Raw genomic sequence first — 15019 nt, 5'->3', positions numbered from 1 at the left:
GAATTTCGTTTTCGCCGACCTTTCCCATCCATTCTCTACGCTTCCCCGTCCATGCGCACACCATCCTCCGGTCTCCTCTTCTTGGGACTCGTTTTCGCCCTGCTGGGCTGCGGCGACTCCGCCACGGAAAAGGCAAGTGAGGACGTCCAGCAGCTTGCTCAGCGCCTTTACTCCGAGGTGGGAACGCCTGAGATCAACAACTTCCAGGAGTACAAATTCGCCAAGCAAATCATGGAGATGCGGGACGAGCGCATCACGACATACACGTACCATGTCGATCGCAACGGGCGCCGTCACTTCATCTGCAAGTCCATCGGCTATGGCCTGCCGTACTCGACCCAGTTAACCAATCCGAAGCAATTTCAGAACGGCCTCGGCGAGGCCGCCAACACGCTGCCACAGCGGGAGCCGAACGGCCTCTACATGCCCAACAACGTCGACGCGACCTGGGTCTTGTGTGCCGACGGAGCGGGTGGTGTGGAGCCCGTCTACAGCGAACCGAAGCTGTTCGTCTCCCCCGTTCCCATCGATAGCCTGGCCGGCCGGTAGCCCGCCTCCTCGTGCAGACGGCAGGGCTTCGTTTCCCGTTGTCCGGGCCAGCCGGCGCGGACACGAGGGCCAGGGCGAAGCGCCCCGCGCCGCATCGCGCAGTCCCTACAACAGCCCCCCACCCCCAAGCGGATAGAAAAGCCCGAGCAGCATGCCGTAGACGATGTGCCCCACGATCGTCAGCACCGGCGTACTGCGGCCGTAGTTCAGCGCCAGAAAGCCGGGCGGCTCCAACTGCCGCGTGGGCGTGGGCCCGTGGTGGGTGCTCGCCATGCGCGGGTGGAGGTCCGGGAGGGCGGGCATCAGGACGGCAAGCAGAAACAGCCCGTGGAAGACGCCGAGCAGGCCCCCGAGCCACCACGTGGCCCACTGCCAACTCTCGAAGACCAGCGCGTAGAGAAGCGCGAAGCTCATTCCGACGGCCAGGTGCACCAGGAAGCCGATCCCCATCGCCCGTCCTCGGTGGGACGTGAACATGCTCCCGATCATGTACGGAAAGCTAATCCGGGACCACCCCAGGCCCTGGCTCCCCGACATTAGCAGCGTGAGCAGGCCGGTGGCGAAGAGGCCCCACAGGAGGGCCGAGCCAACATTGAGGGCGAGTAGGGACGTCATTGTGGATCGGGCTGTTCGTGTAGGGCAGTGGGGGCCTCCTCCTCGGCCTTCGTGATGGTGATGGCGGCGTTGATGAGCCCGACGTGCGTAAACGCCTGGGGAAAATTGCCCAGGAACGCCCCGGTCTCCGGATCGATCTCTTCGGCAAAGAGCCCAAGGTCGTTCGCGTACCCGATCGTCTCGCCGAGCTTTTCGCGGGCCTCGTCGAGCCGCCCCAGCCGGGCGAACATCTCTTCGTCCCAGAAGCTGCAGAGGCCGAAGGCCCCTTCCTCGGACGTAAATCCGTCGTTGGTGTCGGGGGGGTACCGGTGGAGGAGCCCGTTCTGGGCCAGTTCCTCGTGGATGCGGGCAAAGGTCGATTTCATGCGTGGGCTCGTCGCCTCCTTGTACCCGTAGGTGGGAAGCAGGAGCAGGCTTGCGTCCAGCCGGTCCCCGCCGAACGTGGCGACGTAGCTTTCCTTTTCCTCGTTGTAGCCCTGCTCCTCCACCGCGGCGCGAATGTGGGCCGCCTCCGTCCGGTAGCGGTCGACCGGGACGGTGACGTATCCCTCCTCGTGCAGCGCCAGGAGGCGCTCCAGGGCGACCCAGCACATCGCTTTCGAAAACGTGTGGTGGTGGCGTCCGGAGCGCACCTCCCAGATGCCCTCGTCCGGCTCCTCCCAGCGGGCACACACCTCGTTGCCCAGGCTGACGAGGAGGCGGCGGTGCCAGGGGTCGAGCTCGTGCTCCCGCCGCACAAATTCGTAGGCCGCGCTGATGAGCTCCCCGTACGTGTCGAGCTGGAGCTGGTCGTGCGCGCCGTTGCCCACCCGCACCGGCGGCGACTGCCGGTAGCCCTCCAGGTGCGACAGCGTCCGCTCCGTCAGGTTGGTATTGCCGTGCACGTCGTACATGACCTGCAGCTCCGGCGCGGTCGGCCGGGTGGTGTGCAGGAGCCACGAGAAGAAGGCCCGCCCCTCGTCTTCGTAGCCCAGCTCGTACAGGGCCCGCAGCGTCAGGGCCGCGTCGCGGAGCCAGCAGTAGCGGTAGTCCCAGTTTCGCTCGCCCCCAATCGCTTCGGGCAGGGAGGTGGTGGGCGCCGCCACGATGGCGCCCGAGGGGGCGAAGGTCATGAGCTTCAGGGTGAGGGCGCTCCGCACCACCGCGTCGCGGTAGGGCCCGTCGTACTCGCACTGCCCCGCCCAGTCGCGCCAGTAGTTGATCGTCCGGGCCAGCTTTCGCTGGGCGTGGTCCCCCAGGAGCGGCAGCACGGCCGGCGCCTCGTCGTCGTAGGTGAGGGAGAGAAAGCGCCGGTCGCCCGCCCGGAGCGTCTGCTCTCCATAGAGGGCGTTTTGCCCGGGCGACGGTGTAAGGGGCACTTCACTCCGGGCGATGAGGACGGCCCCGTCGTAGTTGTAAAAAAACCCGTGTGCCCCACGGTCTTCGAAAGACAGGTCGAGCTGGGCGTACTCCACCTGCGGCTCGCATGCCACCTGAACGGGGACCGTGCCCTCCACGCACTCCACCCGGCGCAGGATCTCGTGGGTCGGCCACAGCTCGCGTCGGTACGCCTCGGGCGGCCCCACCGGCATCAGGTCCGTCAGCCGAAGCACGCCCGTCTCCGTCGTGAAGGTCGTCTCCAGCACATTCGTGTCCCCCATGTACCGCCGCTCCACCGAAGAAACGTCTTGCGTCGGCCGCACCTGAAACCGCCCCCCACGCTCCGCGTCCAGCAGGGCGGCAAAGATGGACGGGCTGTCGAACCGCGGCCAACAGAGCCAATCGATCGCCCCGTCCGTGCCGACGAGGGCGGCACTCGCACAGTCGCCGATGACGGCGTAGTCCTCGATGGGGGCGTACTGGTCGTCGGGGCTGTGCATTCAGAACAGGACAATGACGAAGCACGGCGCGTATTTGCTCCTCTTCGGGCCTACTTGTGTGGCCCGTGCGTCTCCTACCTACCACTCGCACAAGATCTGTACCACCGGGCGAACGCCGCCCCGCCCTCTTCAAAGAGGGCCGTTTCGCAGGGCCGGGCGGTCGTCTACGTTCCGATGTCGGGGTGCCACGACACGGTCCCGCCCCCCAGGGAAGCGGGGGCCGGCAACAGGCATCTCCCCCCCTCATTCCTCCAGCCCCACCCGCCGGAAGATCCGGTCCACGTTGCGGACGTGATAGGTCGGGTCGAACGCCTCCTCGATTTCGTCGTCGGACAGGACCTCCGTAATGGCGTCCGATTCCGCCACGACCGCCTGGAAGGGGCGCTCCTCCTCCCACGCCGTCATCGCGAGGGGCTGGACCCGGTCGTACGCCTCCTCGCGGTTGAGGCCCGTGTCGATCAGCTTCAGCATGAGGCGCTGGCTGTTGTAGAGGCCGTAGGTCTCCTCCATGTTCTCCCGCATCGTGTCCTCGTAGACCACGAGGCCGTCGATGATGCCGCGGAAGCGGCGGAGGGCGTAGTGCAGCAGCGTCGTGGCGTCCGGCAGCACGATGCGCTCGACCGAGGAGTGGCTGATGTCGCGCTCGTGCCAGAGGGCCACGTTGTCGAACTCGCTGTTCATGTAGCCGCGCAGGAGCCGCGCGCAGCCGGTGATGTTTTCGGAGCCGACGGGGTTGCGCTTGTGCGGCATGGCGGAGGAGCCCTTCTGGCCGGCGCTAAACGCCTCTTCCGCCTCCCGCACCTCGCTCCGCTGGAGGTGCCGCACCTCCACGGCCATCTTTTCGAGGGTGGCGCCGATGCCCGCGATCACGCTCAGGTAGTTCGCGTGGCGGTCGCGCGAGAGGACCTGCGTGGAGATGGGCGCCGGCTTGAGGCCGAGGCGCTCGCACGTGAGGCGCTCCACCTCGGGCGGGATGTGGGCGAACGTGCCCACGGCCCCGGAAAGCTTGCCCATCCGCATCTCCTCGGCGGCCCGCTCGAACCGCTCCTTCTGGCGGTTCATCTCGTCGTAGTAGCGGGCCATCTTGAGGCCGAACGTCGTAGGCTCGGCGTGCACCCCGTGCGTGCGCCCCATGGTGAGGGTGTGCTTGTGCTCCCGCGCCTTCTCCGCCAGCGTCTCGATCATCCCGTCGAGCTGGGTGCGGATGAGGCTGTTCGCCTTCTTGATGCGCACCATGTAGGCGGTGTCCACCACGTCGGTCGAGGTGAGGCCGTAGTGGACCCACTTCTTCTCCTCCCCCAGCGTCTCGCTCACCGCCCGCGTGAAGGCCACCACGTCGTGCTTCGTCTCCTTCTCGATCTCGTGGATGCGGTCGACGTCGAAGTCGGCCTCGTCGTAGAGGGTCTCCACGTCCTCGGGCGGGATGGCGCCGATCTCGCTCCACGCGGCACAGGCGGCCAGCTCCACGTCGAGCCAGGACTGAAACTTCTGCTCTTCGCTCCAGAGGTCGCCCATCGGCGGGCGGGTATAGCGGTCAATCATTCGGGGATGGGGAAAGCTCGGTACAGAACGGCGCGGCGTTGCTTCTGCACGTAAGGTAACGGTCCGGAGGCGGGGAATGCCAGGACGAGTGGACACACCAACGCACGGAGGCAAAAAATTGGCGGGCCTTCAAAATTGGCGGGCCCGCGGGGGGCCGGCGGGCTCCGGCCCTCTCCGGGCGGCGCGGAAGCGGGGACCGCCGCCGCGTCGGCCGCCCGTCTTTCGCCCGACGGGTCTCCTCATCCGCCGTAGAAACGGCCGGTGCCCCGCTCGGGGCACCGGCCGCTTCGACGCTCGTTGTCTCACCAAATCGCTTTCCGTTAGAACGTCTCCAGGTAGCGGTCGAGCTCCCACTGCGAGACCGACGCGAGGAATTCGGTGTACTCCTGCGTCTTGGCCTGGGTAAACTTCTCGCTGACGTGCGGCCCCAGGGCGTCGAGGACCACGTCGTCCTTCTGCAAGGCCGTCACCGCCTGGCCGAGCGTGCTCGGGAGCGTCTCGATGCCGCGCGCCTCGCGGTCCGCCTCGGTGAACTCGTAGATGTTCTCGCGGACCGGGTCGGGGGCGGAGCGCCCCTTCTCGATGCCGTCGAGCCCGGCGTGCAGCATCGTCGCCAGCGCGAGGTACGGGTTGCTGGACGGATCCGGCGAGCGGAGCTCAATCCGGGAGGCCGCCGGGACGCGGGCCGCCGGCTTCCGCACGAGGGCCGAGCGGTTGACGTCGCTCCAGGCCACGTAGATCGGCGCCTCGTACCCGGGCACGAGCCGCTTGTACGAGTTGACGGTCGGGTTGCAGATCGCCGTCAGGGCCGGCGCGTGCTCGAGGATGCCGCCGAGGAAGTCGTACGCGGTGTCACTCAGGCTGAACTCGTCGTCGCCGTCGTGGAAGACGTTCTCCCCGTCCTCGAACAGCGAGAGGTGCGTGTGCATGCCCGACCCGTTGATGCCGGCGATCGGCTTCGGCATGAACGTGGCGTGCACGTCGTGCAGCTCCGCGATGGCCCGCACGACCGAGCGGAAGGTGGCGATGTTGTCCGCCGTGGTCAGCGCGTCGTCGTACTTGAAGTCAATCTCGTGTTGGCCCTGGGCCACCTCGTGGTGGCTCGCCTCCACCTCGAAGTCCATCGCTTCGAGCGTATAGATCACCTCCGCCCGAATCTCCTGCGCGAGGTCCTTCGGCGCGAGGTCGAAGTAGCCGCCCGCGTCGTGGGTCTCGGTCGTGGCCCGTCCGTTCTCGTCCTTCTCGAAGACGAAGAATTCAGGCTCGGGGCCCGCATTCAGCTCGAAGCCCATGTCGGCCGCCCGGTCGATGGCGCGCTGCAGGACGTAGCGCGGGTCCCCCACGAAGGGCTCGCCGGTGGAGGTGTCGATGATGTTGCAGATGAGACGGGCCGAGACGGTGTCGTCCCCGCGTTGGCTGCGCCAGGGGAGGACGGCGAAGGTGTCCGGGTCCGGATCCAGGCGCATGTCCGACTCCTGGATGCGGACGAAGCCCTCGATGGAGGAGCCGTCGAAGTAGATGCCCTCCTCGAAGGCCTTTTCGGCCTGGTGGGCCGGCACGGAGACGTTTTTAACCGTCCCCAGAATGTCGATGAACTGGAGGCGCAGGAAGTCTACCCCTTTGGCCTCGATCTGCTCAAGGACGTCGGTTTTGGTCGGCATTGATCGTCGGAAGGATTGGTTCGTAGGTACGAAGAATGAGGGAGGCCCGGCCCGCACCGGTCGGGTCCCCGGGGGGCCGGCCGTCCGGGGCCTACTCGTCGGACGACGCGTCGTAGTCGTACAGCTCCATCGGCTCGGTGGGCACGGTCCGCTCTTCCTTGAAGGTGCTCAGCACAATGCTCGTGGTCGTCTTGCTGACGCCGGAGATCGCCTGAATATCGGAGAGGAACCCCTCCAGGGCGGTCGTGTCCGTCGTCCGCACCTTCATGAGGTGCGACCCGGCCCCCGTGATGGAGTGCAGCTCCAGCACCTGCTCCATGCCCTCCACCTGATCGACGAAGTTGGGGTAGTGCTCCGACCCGTCCACGGACACGCGAATGAACGCCGTGATGTCGAGCCGCAGTCGCTTGGCGTCAACGACGGCCCGGTACTCCTCGATGACATCGCGCTCCTCAAGCTTCCGCATGCGCTCGCTGACCGCCGAGATGGAGAGGTCCACCTCCTCGGCCACGTCGCTGCGCTGCATGCGCCCGTCGCGCTGAAGCAGTTCCAGAATTTTCGCGTCGATTTCGTCGATGCGGTGTGACATGGCCTCGCTGTCGCTATCTCTTTTTGCTACGGCTCTACGTTACACCACTTTCTTTGGTTTGTCAAGCAGTACGGACAAATAATTTTACAAAACCCGTAAAGATCCGCGGTGGAAGCGCTTCGTGCATCTACAAAAATGGCGGGGACGGGCTGAAAGCGGTTCCGAACGCACGGGCGCACGGTCCGTACGGCACGAGCGTGATCGAGGGCCCCTCCTTCCCCTTCGGAAGGACGCTTCCGGGAAAACCGCGCCGAACCCGCGATTCGGGGGCAAGTACGACACGTCTCGCACAGGTCTCGTTCAATTGCCGCACACGTCCGAGCACATGCGCATCCTGGTCACCGGTGCCAACGGCCAGATTGGAAGCGAACTCGTTGAGGCCCTGCGCCAGCGGCACGGCCCCGAGCAGGTGGTGGGCCTGGACCTCAATCCGCCCCCGACGGCCAACGGCCCGTCCGCCGCCGCGCCCTTCGAGGTGATGGACGTGCGCGACCGGGAGGCCCTGGCCGGCGTCCTCGACCGGCACGAGATCGGCACGATCTACCACCTGGCGAGCCTGCTCTCCGCCACCGGCGAGCAGCACCCCGACCGCGCCTGGGACGTCAACATGAGCGGCCTCAAAAACGTCTTGGACCTCGCCCGGCGCCGCCCCGTCGACACGGTGTTCTGGCCCAGCTCGATCGCCGTGTTCGGCCCCACCACCCCGCGGGACGACACGCCCCAGAACACGGTGCTCGACCCCACCACCATGTACGGGGTCACCAAACGGAGCGGCGAGCTGCTGTGCCGCTACTACCACCGCCGCTACGACCTGGACGTGCGGAGCCTGCGCTACCCAGGCCTCCTCAGCTACAAGACGGCCCCGGGCGGCGGCACAACCGACTACGCCATCGACATGCTGACCCAGGCCGCGGCAGGGGAGGACTACACCTGCTTCCTCGAGCCGGACACGCGGCTGCCCATGATGTACATGCCGGACGCCATCCAGGGCACCCTCGCCCTCATGGACGCCGACGCGGACGCCCTGTCGGTGCGGGACAGCTACAACGCGGGCGCCCTCAGCTTCGCCCCGGCGGAGCTGGCCGCGGCGATCCGGGCGCGCGTGCCGACGTTCGACTGCCACTACGAGCCGGACGAGCGGCAGCGCATCGCCGAGAACTGGCCGTCCTCGGTCGACGACACGGCGGCCCGAACCGACTGGGACTGGGCGCCGGAATACGACCTGGACGCACTGACGGAAGACATGCTCCACCACCTGCGAGAGAACGTCCGGGCCCCCGGGAACGTGGGAGAAAAAAAGCGTGGACGCTGAGGGCGTGGCCGTACGGACGCGTGCCCCTTCTTCCATTCGCCCTCCTCCGTCCTCTTTCGGCACGCCCGTGTCATCCGACTGCTTCCGACTGCTTCGCACACCCCTTAAACCACCCCCCACACCGTCATGCCCATGACCGACGACGTTGCGGCCGACTTTCGGCAGACGCTGCAAGAGATCAAGAACGCCGGCACCTACAACGAGGAGCGCGTCATCACCTCCCAGCAGGACGCCGACATTGAGGTTGAGGGCGGCCAGCACGTCATCAACTTCTGCGCGAACAACTACCTCGGCCTTGCCAACCACCCGGAGATCATGGATGCCGCCAAGCGGGGCGTCGACCGGTACGGCTTCGGCGTGGCCAGCGTCCGCTTCATCTGCGGCACCCAGTCGGTGCACAAGGACCTGGAGCACGCCCTGTCCGACTTCCACGAAACGGGCGACACCATCCTCTACAACTCGTGCTTCGACGCCAACACGGGCCTCTTCGAGACCATCCTCGGCGAGGACGACGCCATCATCAGTGACGCCCTGAACCACGCCTCCATCATCGACGGGATCCGGCTCTGCAAGGCCGACCTGCACGTCTTCGACCACAGCGACATGGCCGACCTGGAGGCGAAGCTGCAGGCCGCCCAGGACGCGGAGACCCGCATGATCGCCACCGACGGCGTGTTCTCGATGGACGGCGACGTGGCGAAGCTCGACGAGATGTGCCGCCTGGCCGACGCGTACGACGCGCTCGTGATGGTCGACGAGTGCCACGCCACCGGCTTCATGGGCGAGGGGGGGCGCGGCGCCAGCGAGGCGAAGGGCGTGCTCGACGAGGTGGACATCATCACCTCCACGCTCGGCAAGGCGCTCGGCGGCGCCACCGGCGGCTTCACGACGGGGCGGAAGGAGATCATCGACCTGCTCCGGCAGGAGTCCCGCCCCTACCTCTTCTCCAACGCCATCGCGCCGATGATCGCCAACGCCAGCCTCAAGGTGCTGGAGATGCTGCAGACCAGCGGCGAACGACGCGAGCAGATCTGGGAAAACGCCCGCTACTTCCGGAGTGAGATGGAGGCGCGCGGCTTCGAGATCAAGCCGGGCGACCACCCGATCGTGCCCATCATGTTTTACGACGCGAAGACGAGCGGCGCCATCGCCGACGAGTTGCTCGACCGCGGCATTTACGTCATCAGCTTCAGCTACCCCGTGGTGCCGGAGGGCGAGGCGCGCATCCGCGTCCAGATGTCCGCCGCCCACTCCAAGGAGCAGCTCGACCGCGCCATCGACGCGTTCACGGAGGTCGGCCGCAAGCACGACGTCATCTAACGCAGTGTCTGGTCAAGGCGACAAGAGGGACGAGCGGAGGCGTTGTCTCCTCCCCCCTTCTGCCCTTCATCCACGCCCTGTCCTCTCTTCCCAACCTGCACATCGAGCTTCATGACCGACGCCTCTTTCCTTCGGGTAAGCGTTGCTGCCGTTCTTCTGCTCCTGCTCGGCGGGACGGTTCCGCCGGCCCACGCCCAGAGCATGGGGGCGTCTCCACTCAAGCGCAGCCTCCCGCCCGACACGGCGATTACGAAGACCGATCGCGTCACGGTGAAGGGCGAAGAGGTGCCCTACGAGGTCACGACCGGCACGCAGCCGGTGTACGGCGACGACGACACGGCCGTCGCCTCGCTCCACTATACCTACTACCGCCGGTCGGACGTCGACGACCGCTCCGGGCGCCCGCTCATGATTTCCTTCAACGGCGGCCCCGGCTCCGGCTCCCTCTGGATGCACCTCGGCTACACCAGCCCCAAGCACCTGCTCATCAGCGACGAGGGCTATCCCGTGCAGCCCTACGGGGTTGAGGACAACAACCAGTCCATCATCGACGTGGCGGACATCGTGTACGTCAACCCCGTCAACACCGGCTTCTCCCGCGTCATCGACGACGACACGGACGCGGAGCAGTTCTTTGGGGTCAACGCCGACGTGGACTACCTGGCGGACTGGATCGACACGTTCATCTCCCGCCACGGCCGGTGGCGCTCCCCGAAGTATCTGATTGGGGAAAGCTACGGCACCACCCGGGTTGCGGGCCTGGCCGGCGAGCTCCAGAACAGCCACTGGACGTACCTGAACGGCGTGATCCTCGTCTCCCCCACCGGCCTCGGCATGGAGCCGGCCGGCCCCTCCCCGCGCTCCGAGGCGCTCAAGCTGCCCTACTACGCGGCGACGGCCTGGTACCACGAGCAGCTGCCCGACGCCCTTCAGAGCCGGGACCTCCAGGCCCTGCTGTCCGAGGTGGAGGACTATACCATCGAGGAGTACATTCCGGCCGTCACCCGGGGCGGCTTCGTCGAGGACGCCCGGCGGCAGGCCGTGGCCCAGCAGGTGGCCCGCTATTCCGGCCTCTCCGAACCGTTCGTGCTCGACCACAACCTCGCCGTTCCCGCGGATGCCTTCTGGAAGGAGCTTCTCCAGGACGAGGGGCGTACGGTGGGGCGCCTCGACTCCCGCTACGAAGGGATCGACGTGACCAATGCCGGAAGCGAATACGACTACCCGGCGGAGCTCACGGCCTGGAACCACGCCTTTACGCCCGCCATCAACCACTACCTCCGCGACGATCTGGGCTTCACGACGGACCTGCAGTACAACACCTTCGGCAACGTCTACCCGTGGGACGAGACGGAAAACAACACCGGCGCGCAGCTCCGCGAGGCGATGGCCCAGAACCCCTACCTCCACGTCATGGTGCAGTCCGGCTACTACGACGGAGCCACGGACTACTTCTCGGCCAAGTACGTGATGTGGAACCTTGGGACGCGGGAGACGATGCGCGACCGGCTCCGCTTCGAGGGCTACCGGAGCGGCCACATGATGTACCTGCGCTCGGAGGACCTGGCGACCTCCAACGAGGACATCCGCACGTTCATCGAAGAATCCATCCCGGACGAGGGCACGCCCGCCCGGTACGGCCGAAACCGGTAGGGAAACGGGCGGTCGTGCGGCGGACACACGCCGCCCGTGCCCGCTACATCGTCGCCACGACCTCCAGCATATCGAGCGCCGTGATGACGCCACGCACCTCTCCGTTCGTGGTGACGAAGACGCGGTGGATGCCCCCGCGGTGCATTACCTGTGCCACCTGCTGCACGGAGGTGTGCTCGTTTACGTCGTAGACCTGCGGGGTCATGACGTGCTCGGCGGTCGTCTCGCCCCCCTCACTGATCTGTAGGTTCTCGAGGTCCTCCTCAGCGTACTCGGTTTCAAGCTCCGAGCGGTAAAACGAGGCGGGCCGGTCGGAGGCCGGCTCGCCCGCCGTGCCGTTGTGACGCGCGATGTCCGTCAGGGAAATCACGCCCACGAGCTGGTCGTCCTTCACGACGGGCGCACCGGAGATGCCGTGGTCGGTCAAGAACTGGGCGACCCGGTCGATCGGCCAGCTGGCATCAACGGTCTGCACGTCCGCCGTCATCAAGTCTTTGGCGCTGTTCCACTTCATGAGGGGCGAAAGAACGGTTGTGGGAAAGAGATCCGAGTGCGTACGACAGTATCCCTATTGGTCGCCCACCCCCGTGTTGCATGGGCCGCGTGGATCGGCGGCGAATTCTTACGGCCCGTGTGCGCCCGTGCCCCGGGAAAACGGAACCCACTGGGCCCCACTTCGTGGGCACAGCTACGGTGACCGGGGCCCGTAGCTCAGTTGGTTAGAGCCGCCGACTCATAATCGGCTGGTCGCAGGTTCGAGCCCTGCCGGGCCCACCCCTCGTGCCCGACGGCGCCACGAGGCCCTCCGGGCACAACGCCTCTCTGGTCCTCTTTCGCATCAGCGCGGTCGCCCATGCCCCGCTCCATCCAACAGGCCAAGTGGAAACGTGCATCGGCCGACTCGTACACCGATATCACCGACGCCGTCGACGAGGGCGTGCTCGCCGCTACCCCCCATCCGGACGACGCCATCGACCGTCCGAAGGGCTACTCGGTCCGCCTAACCCTCGCCCCCGACAGCACCGCCCTTGCCGACGCTCTCCAGGACGCCCTCCTGGACGTGGACCCGGCCCGCATGACCCTCCACCTCGAGGGCGTCGACGAGCCCATCTCGGCGCTCCCCGTCAGTGTGAGCAAGGTGCCTCACCTGGGCACGCAGAACACGGCGGAGCTCGGCGTTCCGTCCGAAGGCCACGACCAGCTCCACCCGCACTTCTAACCGCCCCCCTCTTGCAGTCGACGGCATGCGAGCCGTTCGAGGCTTCGCCCTGCAGCTGCTCGTGCCGCCGTTCCCCGCCCTCTCGAATCTTCCCCTTCCCTCCATGGAGCTTCCTGAACAGTCCTCAACCGGCGACGGGTCTGCGCGGCAGCCCTTCTCGTGCCCGGAGTGTGAGCGGACCGTCGGGCACGCGAATGTTCTCACCGGGGACTTTACCTTCAACGACGTCACCCCCAAGACGACCCGCCCGGACGGCTCGCCGGAGTTTCAGAAGACGGGCATGGAGGGCGGCCCCCAGAAGGCCATCGAGTTGCGGTGCGACTTCTGTGGCGAGGAGTTCATGCTGGGGGTCGAGACCGGCGACACGGACTAGCGTCTACCGCGGCGGTTCGTCCGACCGTGACCGCCGGCCGGGCGGCCTCTGGGTCCCCGACGGCAACTCGGCGCTGTAGAACCAGGAGAAGCCCCCTGCGATCACGATAAACGCCAGGGCAAGCCCTCCCATCTCCCCGAGTGAGGTCTCAGGGGCCCCGATCTCCGGAAGGGCCACGAGCCCCCCCACGAAGACGACGAACGCGAAAATGAACATTCCGAAGTACTCGACGAGTACCTTCATTAAGCAGCGGCGGTCTCGGCCTGGTCAACGAGATCAGCTAAAATCCAGAGCGACGGGACCCATAGGCCCACGAAGATTGCGGCTTGATCGCTGCCGCTGAACCAGAGATAAAGGGAGAGGGCGAGCGCCACGACACCGGCGGCAAAAATCCACCCTTTGCTGTTGGTCATGAACCGATCGGGATTCTGGGAGACGCAATGTGCGGGAAGCAGATAGGAGAACGAGCCCACTGCTTTTGAGGAACTGTCTTATCGTTCCGACTCCGTTACGGCAGTCGACACACAGAGGATCCGCCCCCCGCAGATTGTTGCAGCCGTTCCACATTGTGCCGGTCCACGGGGGCCCTACTCGGCCCCTTCTTTAGTGGCGTCTCGGTGGCGGAGGGCCAGCACGCTGCCAATCACCAGGTTGACGGCGGTGCCCAGGGCCGTGTACCAGGGCCAGCCGATCGTGCGCAGGTTCGCCGCCTCCACGCGGGCGTCCGACGGGTTCAGCACAAAGAGCCACCCCTCCGTGGGGCTGTGCCACACGCCGAAAATGACGAGCACCATCACGCCAATCGAGACGACGAACGCCACGAGCGCGTCGACCTGACGCGTGCCGCGGTGCCACAGGCCGAGCAGGAAGGCGCCGAGCAGTCCCCCGTACGTGAACGAGGCGATCGATAGGCCCAGCTCCACGACGGGGTTGCTGCTGTCCTGGAAGAGGCTCGCGAAGCCGATGAAGACGACGCCCCAGAACAGCGTAAGCAGCCGCGAGACGCGCAGCCCCCGGTCCGCGCTCATGGAGTGGCCCGAGATGCGCTCGTAGAGGTCGTTGACCGACGAGGAGGCCAGGGCGTTGAGCGACGACGAGAGGGAACTCATGGCCGCCGCCACGATGCCGGCCAGGATGAGTCCCGAGAGGCCTGCCGGCAGCCCCTCGATGATGTACTTGGGAAAGACCTCGTCGCCCCGCTGGAGCCCGAGTGCCTCGACGGACGCGCCGTCGTAGTGGGCCCAGAGGAGCAGGCCCACCCCCAGGAAGAGGGCAAACTGCACCATGACGATGAGGGCACTCCCGACGACCGCCTTCTGACTGTCCGCCTCGCTTCGGCAGGCCAGCAGGCGCTGCACGATGAGCTGGTCGGTGCCGTGAGAGGCCATCGAGAAGATGGCCCCGCCGACCACGGCCGTTCCCAGCGTGTAGGGCTGCGTCCACCAGCGCCCGAACGACGCATCCAGGCCGAGGTCGATCAGATTGGTTTTGCCGGCCGCCGCCGCCTTTCCCCACCACCCCGGCGGCACGTCGCCCAGCAGGAAGCCGATGGCCGCGAGCGCCCCGCCCACGTAGAGCCCCATCTGCACCACGTCCATCCACACGACCGCCCGGATGCCGCCCACCAACGTGTAGACGGCCGTCGCGACGCCGATCACCAGGATGATCTGGAAGTAGGTGGCGTCCACCCCCGACATGTTCGCAATCACCTTCAGCGGGATGGCCGTGGCGAAGAGACGCACGCCGTCGGCCAGCAGGCGCGTTCCCAGAAACGTGACCGACGCGGCCCCCTGCATCGTGGAGCCGTAGCGGTCGCCAAGGAACGCGTAGGCCGTCTCCAGCTGGCCCGCGTAGTAGCGGGGCAGGACGTACGCCCCGACGAGAATGCGCCCCACCAGGTACCCGAGCGTAATCTGCAGGAAAGTCAGCGTGCCCCCGTACGCCACGGCCGGCACCCCCACCACCGTAAGCGTGCTCGTCTCCGTGGCCACCACGGAAAAGCACACCGCCCACCACGGCAGGTCCCGCCCCCCGAGAAAGTAATCTTCGGTGGACTCCTGGGCCCCGCCCGCCCAGACGCCAAAGGCCGCCACGCCGAGCAGGTACACCGTCAGGACGACGAAATCGAGCGTCGTAAGCATAGGCCGGAGCGGCACGTGGAAACTCAGGAGCGATGGACGCGGGGCTCTTCTCGCATCGGACAACGTCACGGTGAGAGCGCAGAAGCGCGAACGCGGCTTCCTATCCTCTTGGCCGCCCTCCAGCCTCCTCCGCCCGACTCTGACTCGCGCGCCTGCACGCCGCGGCACCACACGGCGGACTGGGCG

At 66.6% G+C, this 15019-nt stretch carries 15 protein-coding genes and 1 tRNA gene; 7 read left to right on the top strand and 9 right to left on the bottom strand.

Features of this window, described 5'->3' with window-relative positions:
* The first annotated feature begins 51 nt into the window (after positions 1–51).
* Positions 52–549 (top strand): hypothetical protein, encoded by a 498-nt coding sequence (locus SRU_RS02090; RefSeq protein ID WP_011403167.1) that lies wholly within the window; start codon positions 52–54, stop codon positions 547–549.
* Between the two features lie 105 nt (positions 550–654).
* Here SRU_RS02090 and SRU_RS02085 read toward each other — a convergent pair whose 3' ends face one another.
* The 5 genes from SRU_RS02085 to SRU_RS02065 form a co-directional block, all read right to left on the bottom strand.
* Complete coding sequence (locus SRU_RS02085) at positions 655–1164, bottom strand: hypothetical protein (RefSeq protein ID WP_011403166.1); 510 nt, start codon at positions 1162–1164, stop codon at positions 655–657.
* A complete protein-coding gene (locus SRU_RS02080) occupies positions 1161–3023 on the bottom strand; it encodes a glycoside hydrolase family 15 protein (RefSeq protein ID WP_011403165.1) in 1863 nt (620 codons plus the stop codon). Before SRU_RS02080 ends, SRU_RS02085 begins: the two co-directional genes overlap by 4 nt.
* Before the next feature lie 243 nt (positions 3024–3266).
* Positions 3267–4565, bottom strand: a complete 1299-nt coding sequence (gene purB, locus SRU_RS02075) for an adenylosuccinate lyase (protein ID WP_013060930.1) — start codon at positions 4563–4565, stop codon at positions 3267–3269.
* 320 nt (positions 4566–4885) lie between these two features.
* A complete protein-coding gene (glnA, locus tag SRU_RS02070; RefSeq protein WP_013060929.1) occupies positions 4886–6226 on the bottom strand; it encodes a type I glutamate--ammonia ligase in 1341 nt (446 codons plus the stop codon).
* Positions 6227–6317: 91 nt separating this feature from the next.
* Positions 6318–6815, bottom strand: a complete 498-nt coding sequence (locus SRU_RS02065; RefSeq protein ID WP_011403162.1) for an Lrp/AsnC family transcriptional regulator — start codon at positions 6813–6815, stop codon at positions 6318–6320.
* Positions 6816–7140: 325 nt separating this feature from the next.
* Here SRU_RS02065 and SRU_RS02060 point away from each other — a divergent pair, with 325 nt between their 5' ends.
* From SRU_RS02060 to SRU_RS02050, 3 genes are all read left to right on the top strand, one after another.
* Entirely contained in the window at positions 7141–8127 is a 987-nt protein-coding gene (locus tag SRU_RS02060) for an NAD-dependent epimerase/dehydratase family protein (protein WP_173387030.1), read from the top strand.
* A gap of 126 nt (positions 8128–8253) precedes the next feature.
* Positions 8254–9447: a glycine C-acetyltransferase gene (locus tag SRU_RS02055; protein ID WP_011403160.1), complete on the top strand. Its 1194-nt coding sequence runs from the start codon at positions 8254–8256 to the stop codon at positions 9445–9447.
* 111 nt (positions 9448–9558) lie between these two features.
* Positions 9559–11100 carry a S10 family peptidase gene (locus SRU_RS02050; protein WP_231847288.1) on the top strand — a complete coding sequence of 514 codons (1542 nt, stop codon included), beginning with the start codon at positions 9559–9561 and terminating at the stop codon, positions 11098–11100.
* 43 nt (positions 11101–11143) lie between these two features.
* Here SRU_RS02050 and SRU_RS02045 read toward each other — a convergent pair whose 3' ends face one another.
* Positions 11144–11614: a CBS domain-containing protein gene (locus SRU_RS02045; RefSeq protein WP_011403158.1), complete on the bottom strand. Its 471-nt coding sequence runs from the start codon at positions 11612–11614 to the stop codon at positions 11144–11146.
* Positions 11615–11800: 186 nt separating this feature from the next.
* Here SRU_RS02045 and SRU_RS02040 point away from each other — a divergent pair.
* The 3 genes from SRU_RS02040 (at position 11801) to SRU_RS02030 (ending at position 12692) form a co-directional block, all read left to right on the top strand.
* A tRNA-Ile gene (locus SRU_RS02040) sits at positions 11801–11874 on the top strand.
* Between the two features lie 79 nt (positions 11875–11953).
* The gene (locus SRU_RS02035; protein WP_011403157.1) at positions 11954–12319 is read left to right on the top strand and encodes a hypothetical protein; all 366 of its coding nucleotides are present in this window, start codon (positions 11954–11956) and stop codon (positions 12317–12319) included.
* Positions 12320–12344: 25 nt separating this feature from the next.
* Positions 12345–12692 carry a hypothetical protein gene (locus SRU_RS02030; RefSeq protein WP_011403156.1) on the top strand — a complete coding sequence of 116 codons (348 nt, stop codon included), beginning with the start codon at positions 12345–12347 and terminating at the stop codon, positions 12690–12692.
* Positions 12693–12695: 3 nt separating this feature from the next.
* Here SRU_RS02030 and SRU_RS02025 read toward each other — a convergent pair whose 3' ends face one another.
* From SRU_RS02025 to SRU_RS02015, 3 genes are all read right to left on the bottom strand, one after another.
* Positions 12696–12935 carry a hypothetical protein gene (locus SRU_RS02025; RefSeq protein ID WP_011403155.1) on the bottom strand — a complete coding sequence of 80 codons (240 nt, stop codon included), beginning with the start codon at positions 12933–12935 and terminating at the stop codon, positions 12696–12698.
* Positions 12935–13105 (bottom strand): hypothetical protein, encoded by a 171-nt coding sequence (locus tag SRU_RS02020; RefSeq protein ID WP_162862933.1) that lies wholly within the window; start codon positions 13103–13105, stop codon positions 12935–12937. The genes SRU_RS02025 and SRU_RS02020 overlap by 1 nt, the downstream gene beginning before the upstream one ends.
* A 174-nt stretch (positions 13106–13279) precedes the next feature.
* A complete protein-coding gene (locus tag SRU_RS02015) occupies positions 13280–14833 on the bottom strand; it encodes a sodium:solute symporter (RefSeq protein WP_112902987.1) in 1554 nt (517 codons plus the stop codon).
* Positions 14834–15019 lie beyond the last annotated feature (186 nt).

The organism is Salinibacter ruber DSM 13855 (assembly GCF_000013045.1).
Lineage (GTDB): Bacteria > Bacteroidota > Rhodothermia > Rhodothermales > Salinibacteraceae > Salinibacter > Salinibacter ruber.
Note: the sequence above shows the minus strand (reverse complement) of the source record. Positions and strands in the feature narration are given on the sequence as shown.

Coding starts and splice junctions, on each gene's coding strand:
- SRU_RS02045 (WP_011403158.1), bottom strand. CDS start 11,614: ATGAAGTGGAACAGCGCCAAAGACTTGATGACGGCGGACGTGCAGACC.
- SRU_RS02030 (WP_011403156.1), top strand. CDS start 12,345: ATGCGAGCCGTTCGAGGCTTCGCCCTGCAGCTGCTCGTGCCGCCGTTC.
- purB (WP_013060930.1), bottom strand. CDS start 4,565: ATGATTGACCGCTATACCCGCCCGCCGATGGGCGACCTCTGGAGCGAA.
- SRU_RS02065 (WP_011403162.1), bottom strand. CDS start 6,815: ATGTCACACCGCATCGACGAAATCGACGCGAAAATTCTGGAACTGCTT.
- SRU_RS02090 (WP_011403167.1), top strand. CDS start 52: ATGCGCACACCATCCTCCGGTCTCCTCTTCTTGGGACTCGTTTTCGCC.
- SRU_RS02020 (WP_162862933.1), bottom strand. CDS start 13,105: ATGACCAACAGCAAAGGGTGGATTTTTGCCGCCGGTGTCGTGGCGCTC.
- SRU_RS02035 (WP_011403157.1), top strand. CDS start 11,954: ATGCCCCGCTCCATCCAACAGGCCAAGTGGAAACGTGCATCGGCCGAC.
- SRU_RS02080 (WP_011403165.1), bottom strand. CDS start 3,023: ATGCACAGCCCCGACGACCAGTACGCCCCCATCGAGGACTACGCCGTC.
- SRU_RS02050 (WP_231847288.1), top strand. CDS start 9,559: ATGACCGACGCCTCTTTCCTTCGGGTAAGCGTTGCTGCCGTTCTTCTG.
- SRU_RS02055 (WP_011403160.1), top strand. CDS start 8,254: ATGCCCATGACCGACGACGTTGCGGCCGACTTTCGGCAGACGCTGCAA.
- SRU_RS02060 (WP_173387030.1), top strand. CDS start 7,141: ATGCGCATCCTGGTCACCGGTGCCAACGGCCAGATTGGAAGCGAACTC.
- glnA (WP_013060929.1), bottom strand. CDS start 6,226: ATGCCGACCAAAACCGACGTCCTTGAGCAGATCGAGGCCAAAGGGGTA.
- SRU_RS02015 (WP_112902987.1), bottom strand. CDS start 14,833: ATGCTTACGACGCTCGATTTCGTCGTCCTGACGGTGTACCTGCTCGGC.
- SRU_RS02025 (WP_011403155.1), bottom strand. CDS start 12,935: ATGAAGGTACTCGTCGAGTACTTCGGAATGTTCATTTTCGCGTTCGTC.
- SRU_RS02085 (WP_011403166.1), bottom strand. CDS start 1,164: ATGACGTCCCTACTCGCCCTCAATGTTGGCTCGGCCCTCCTGTGGGGC.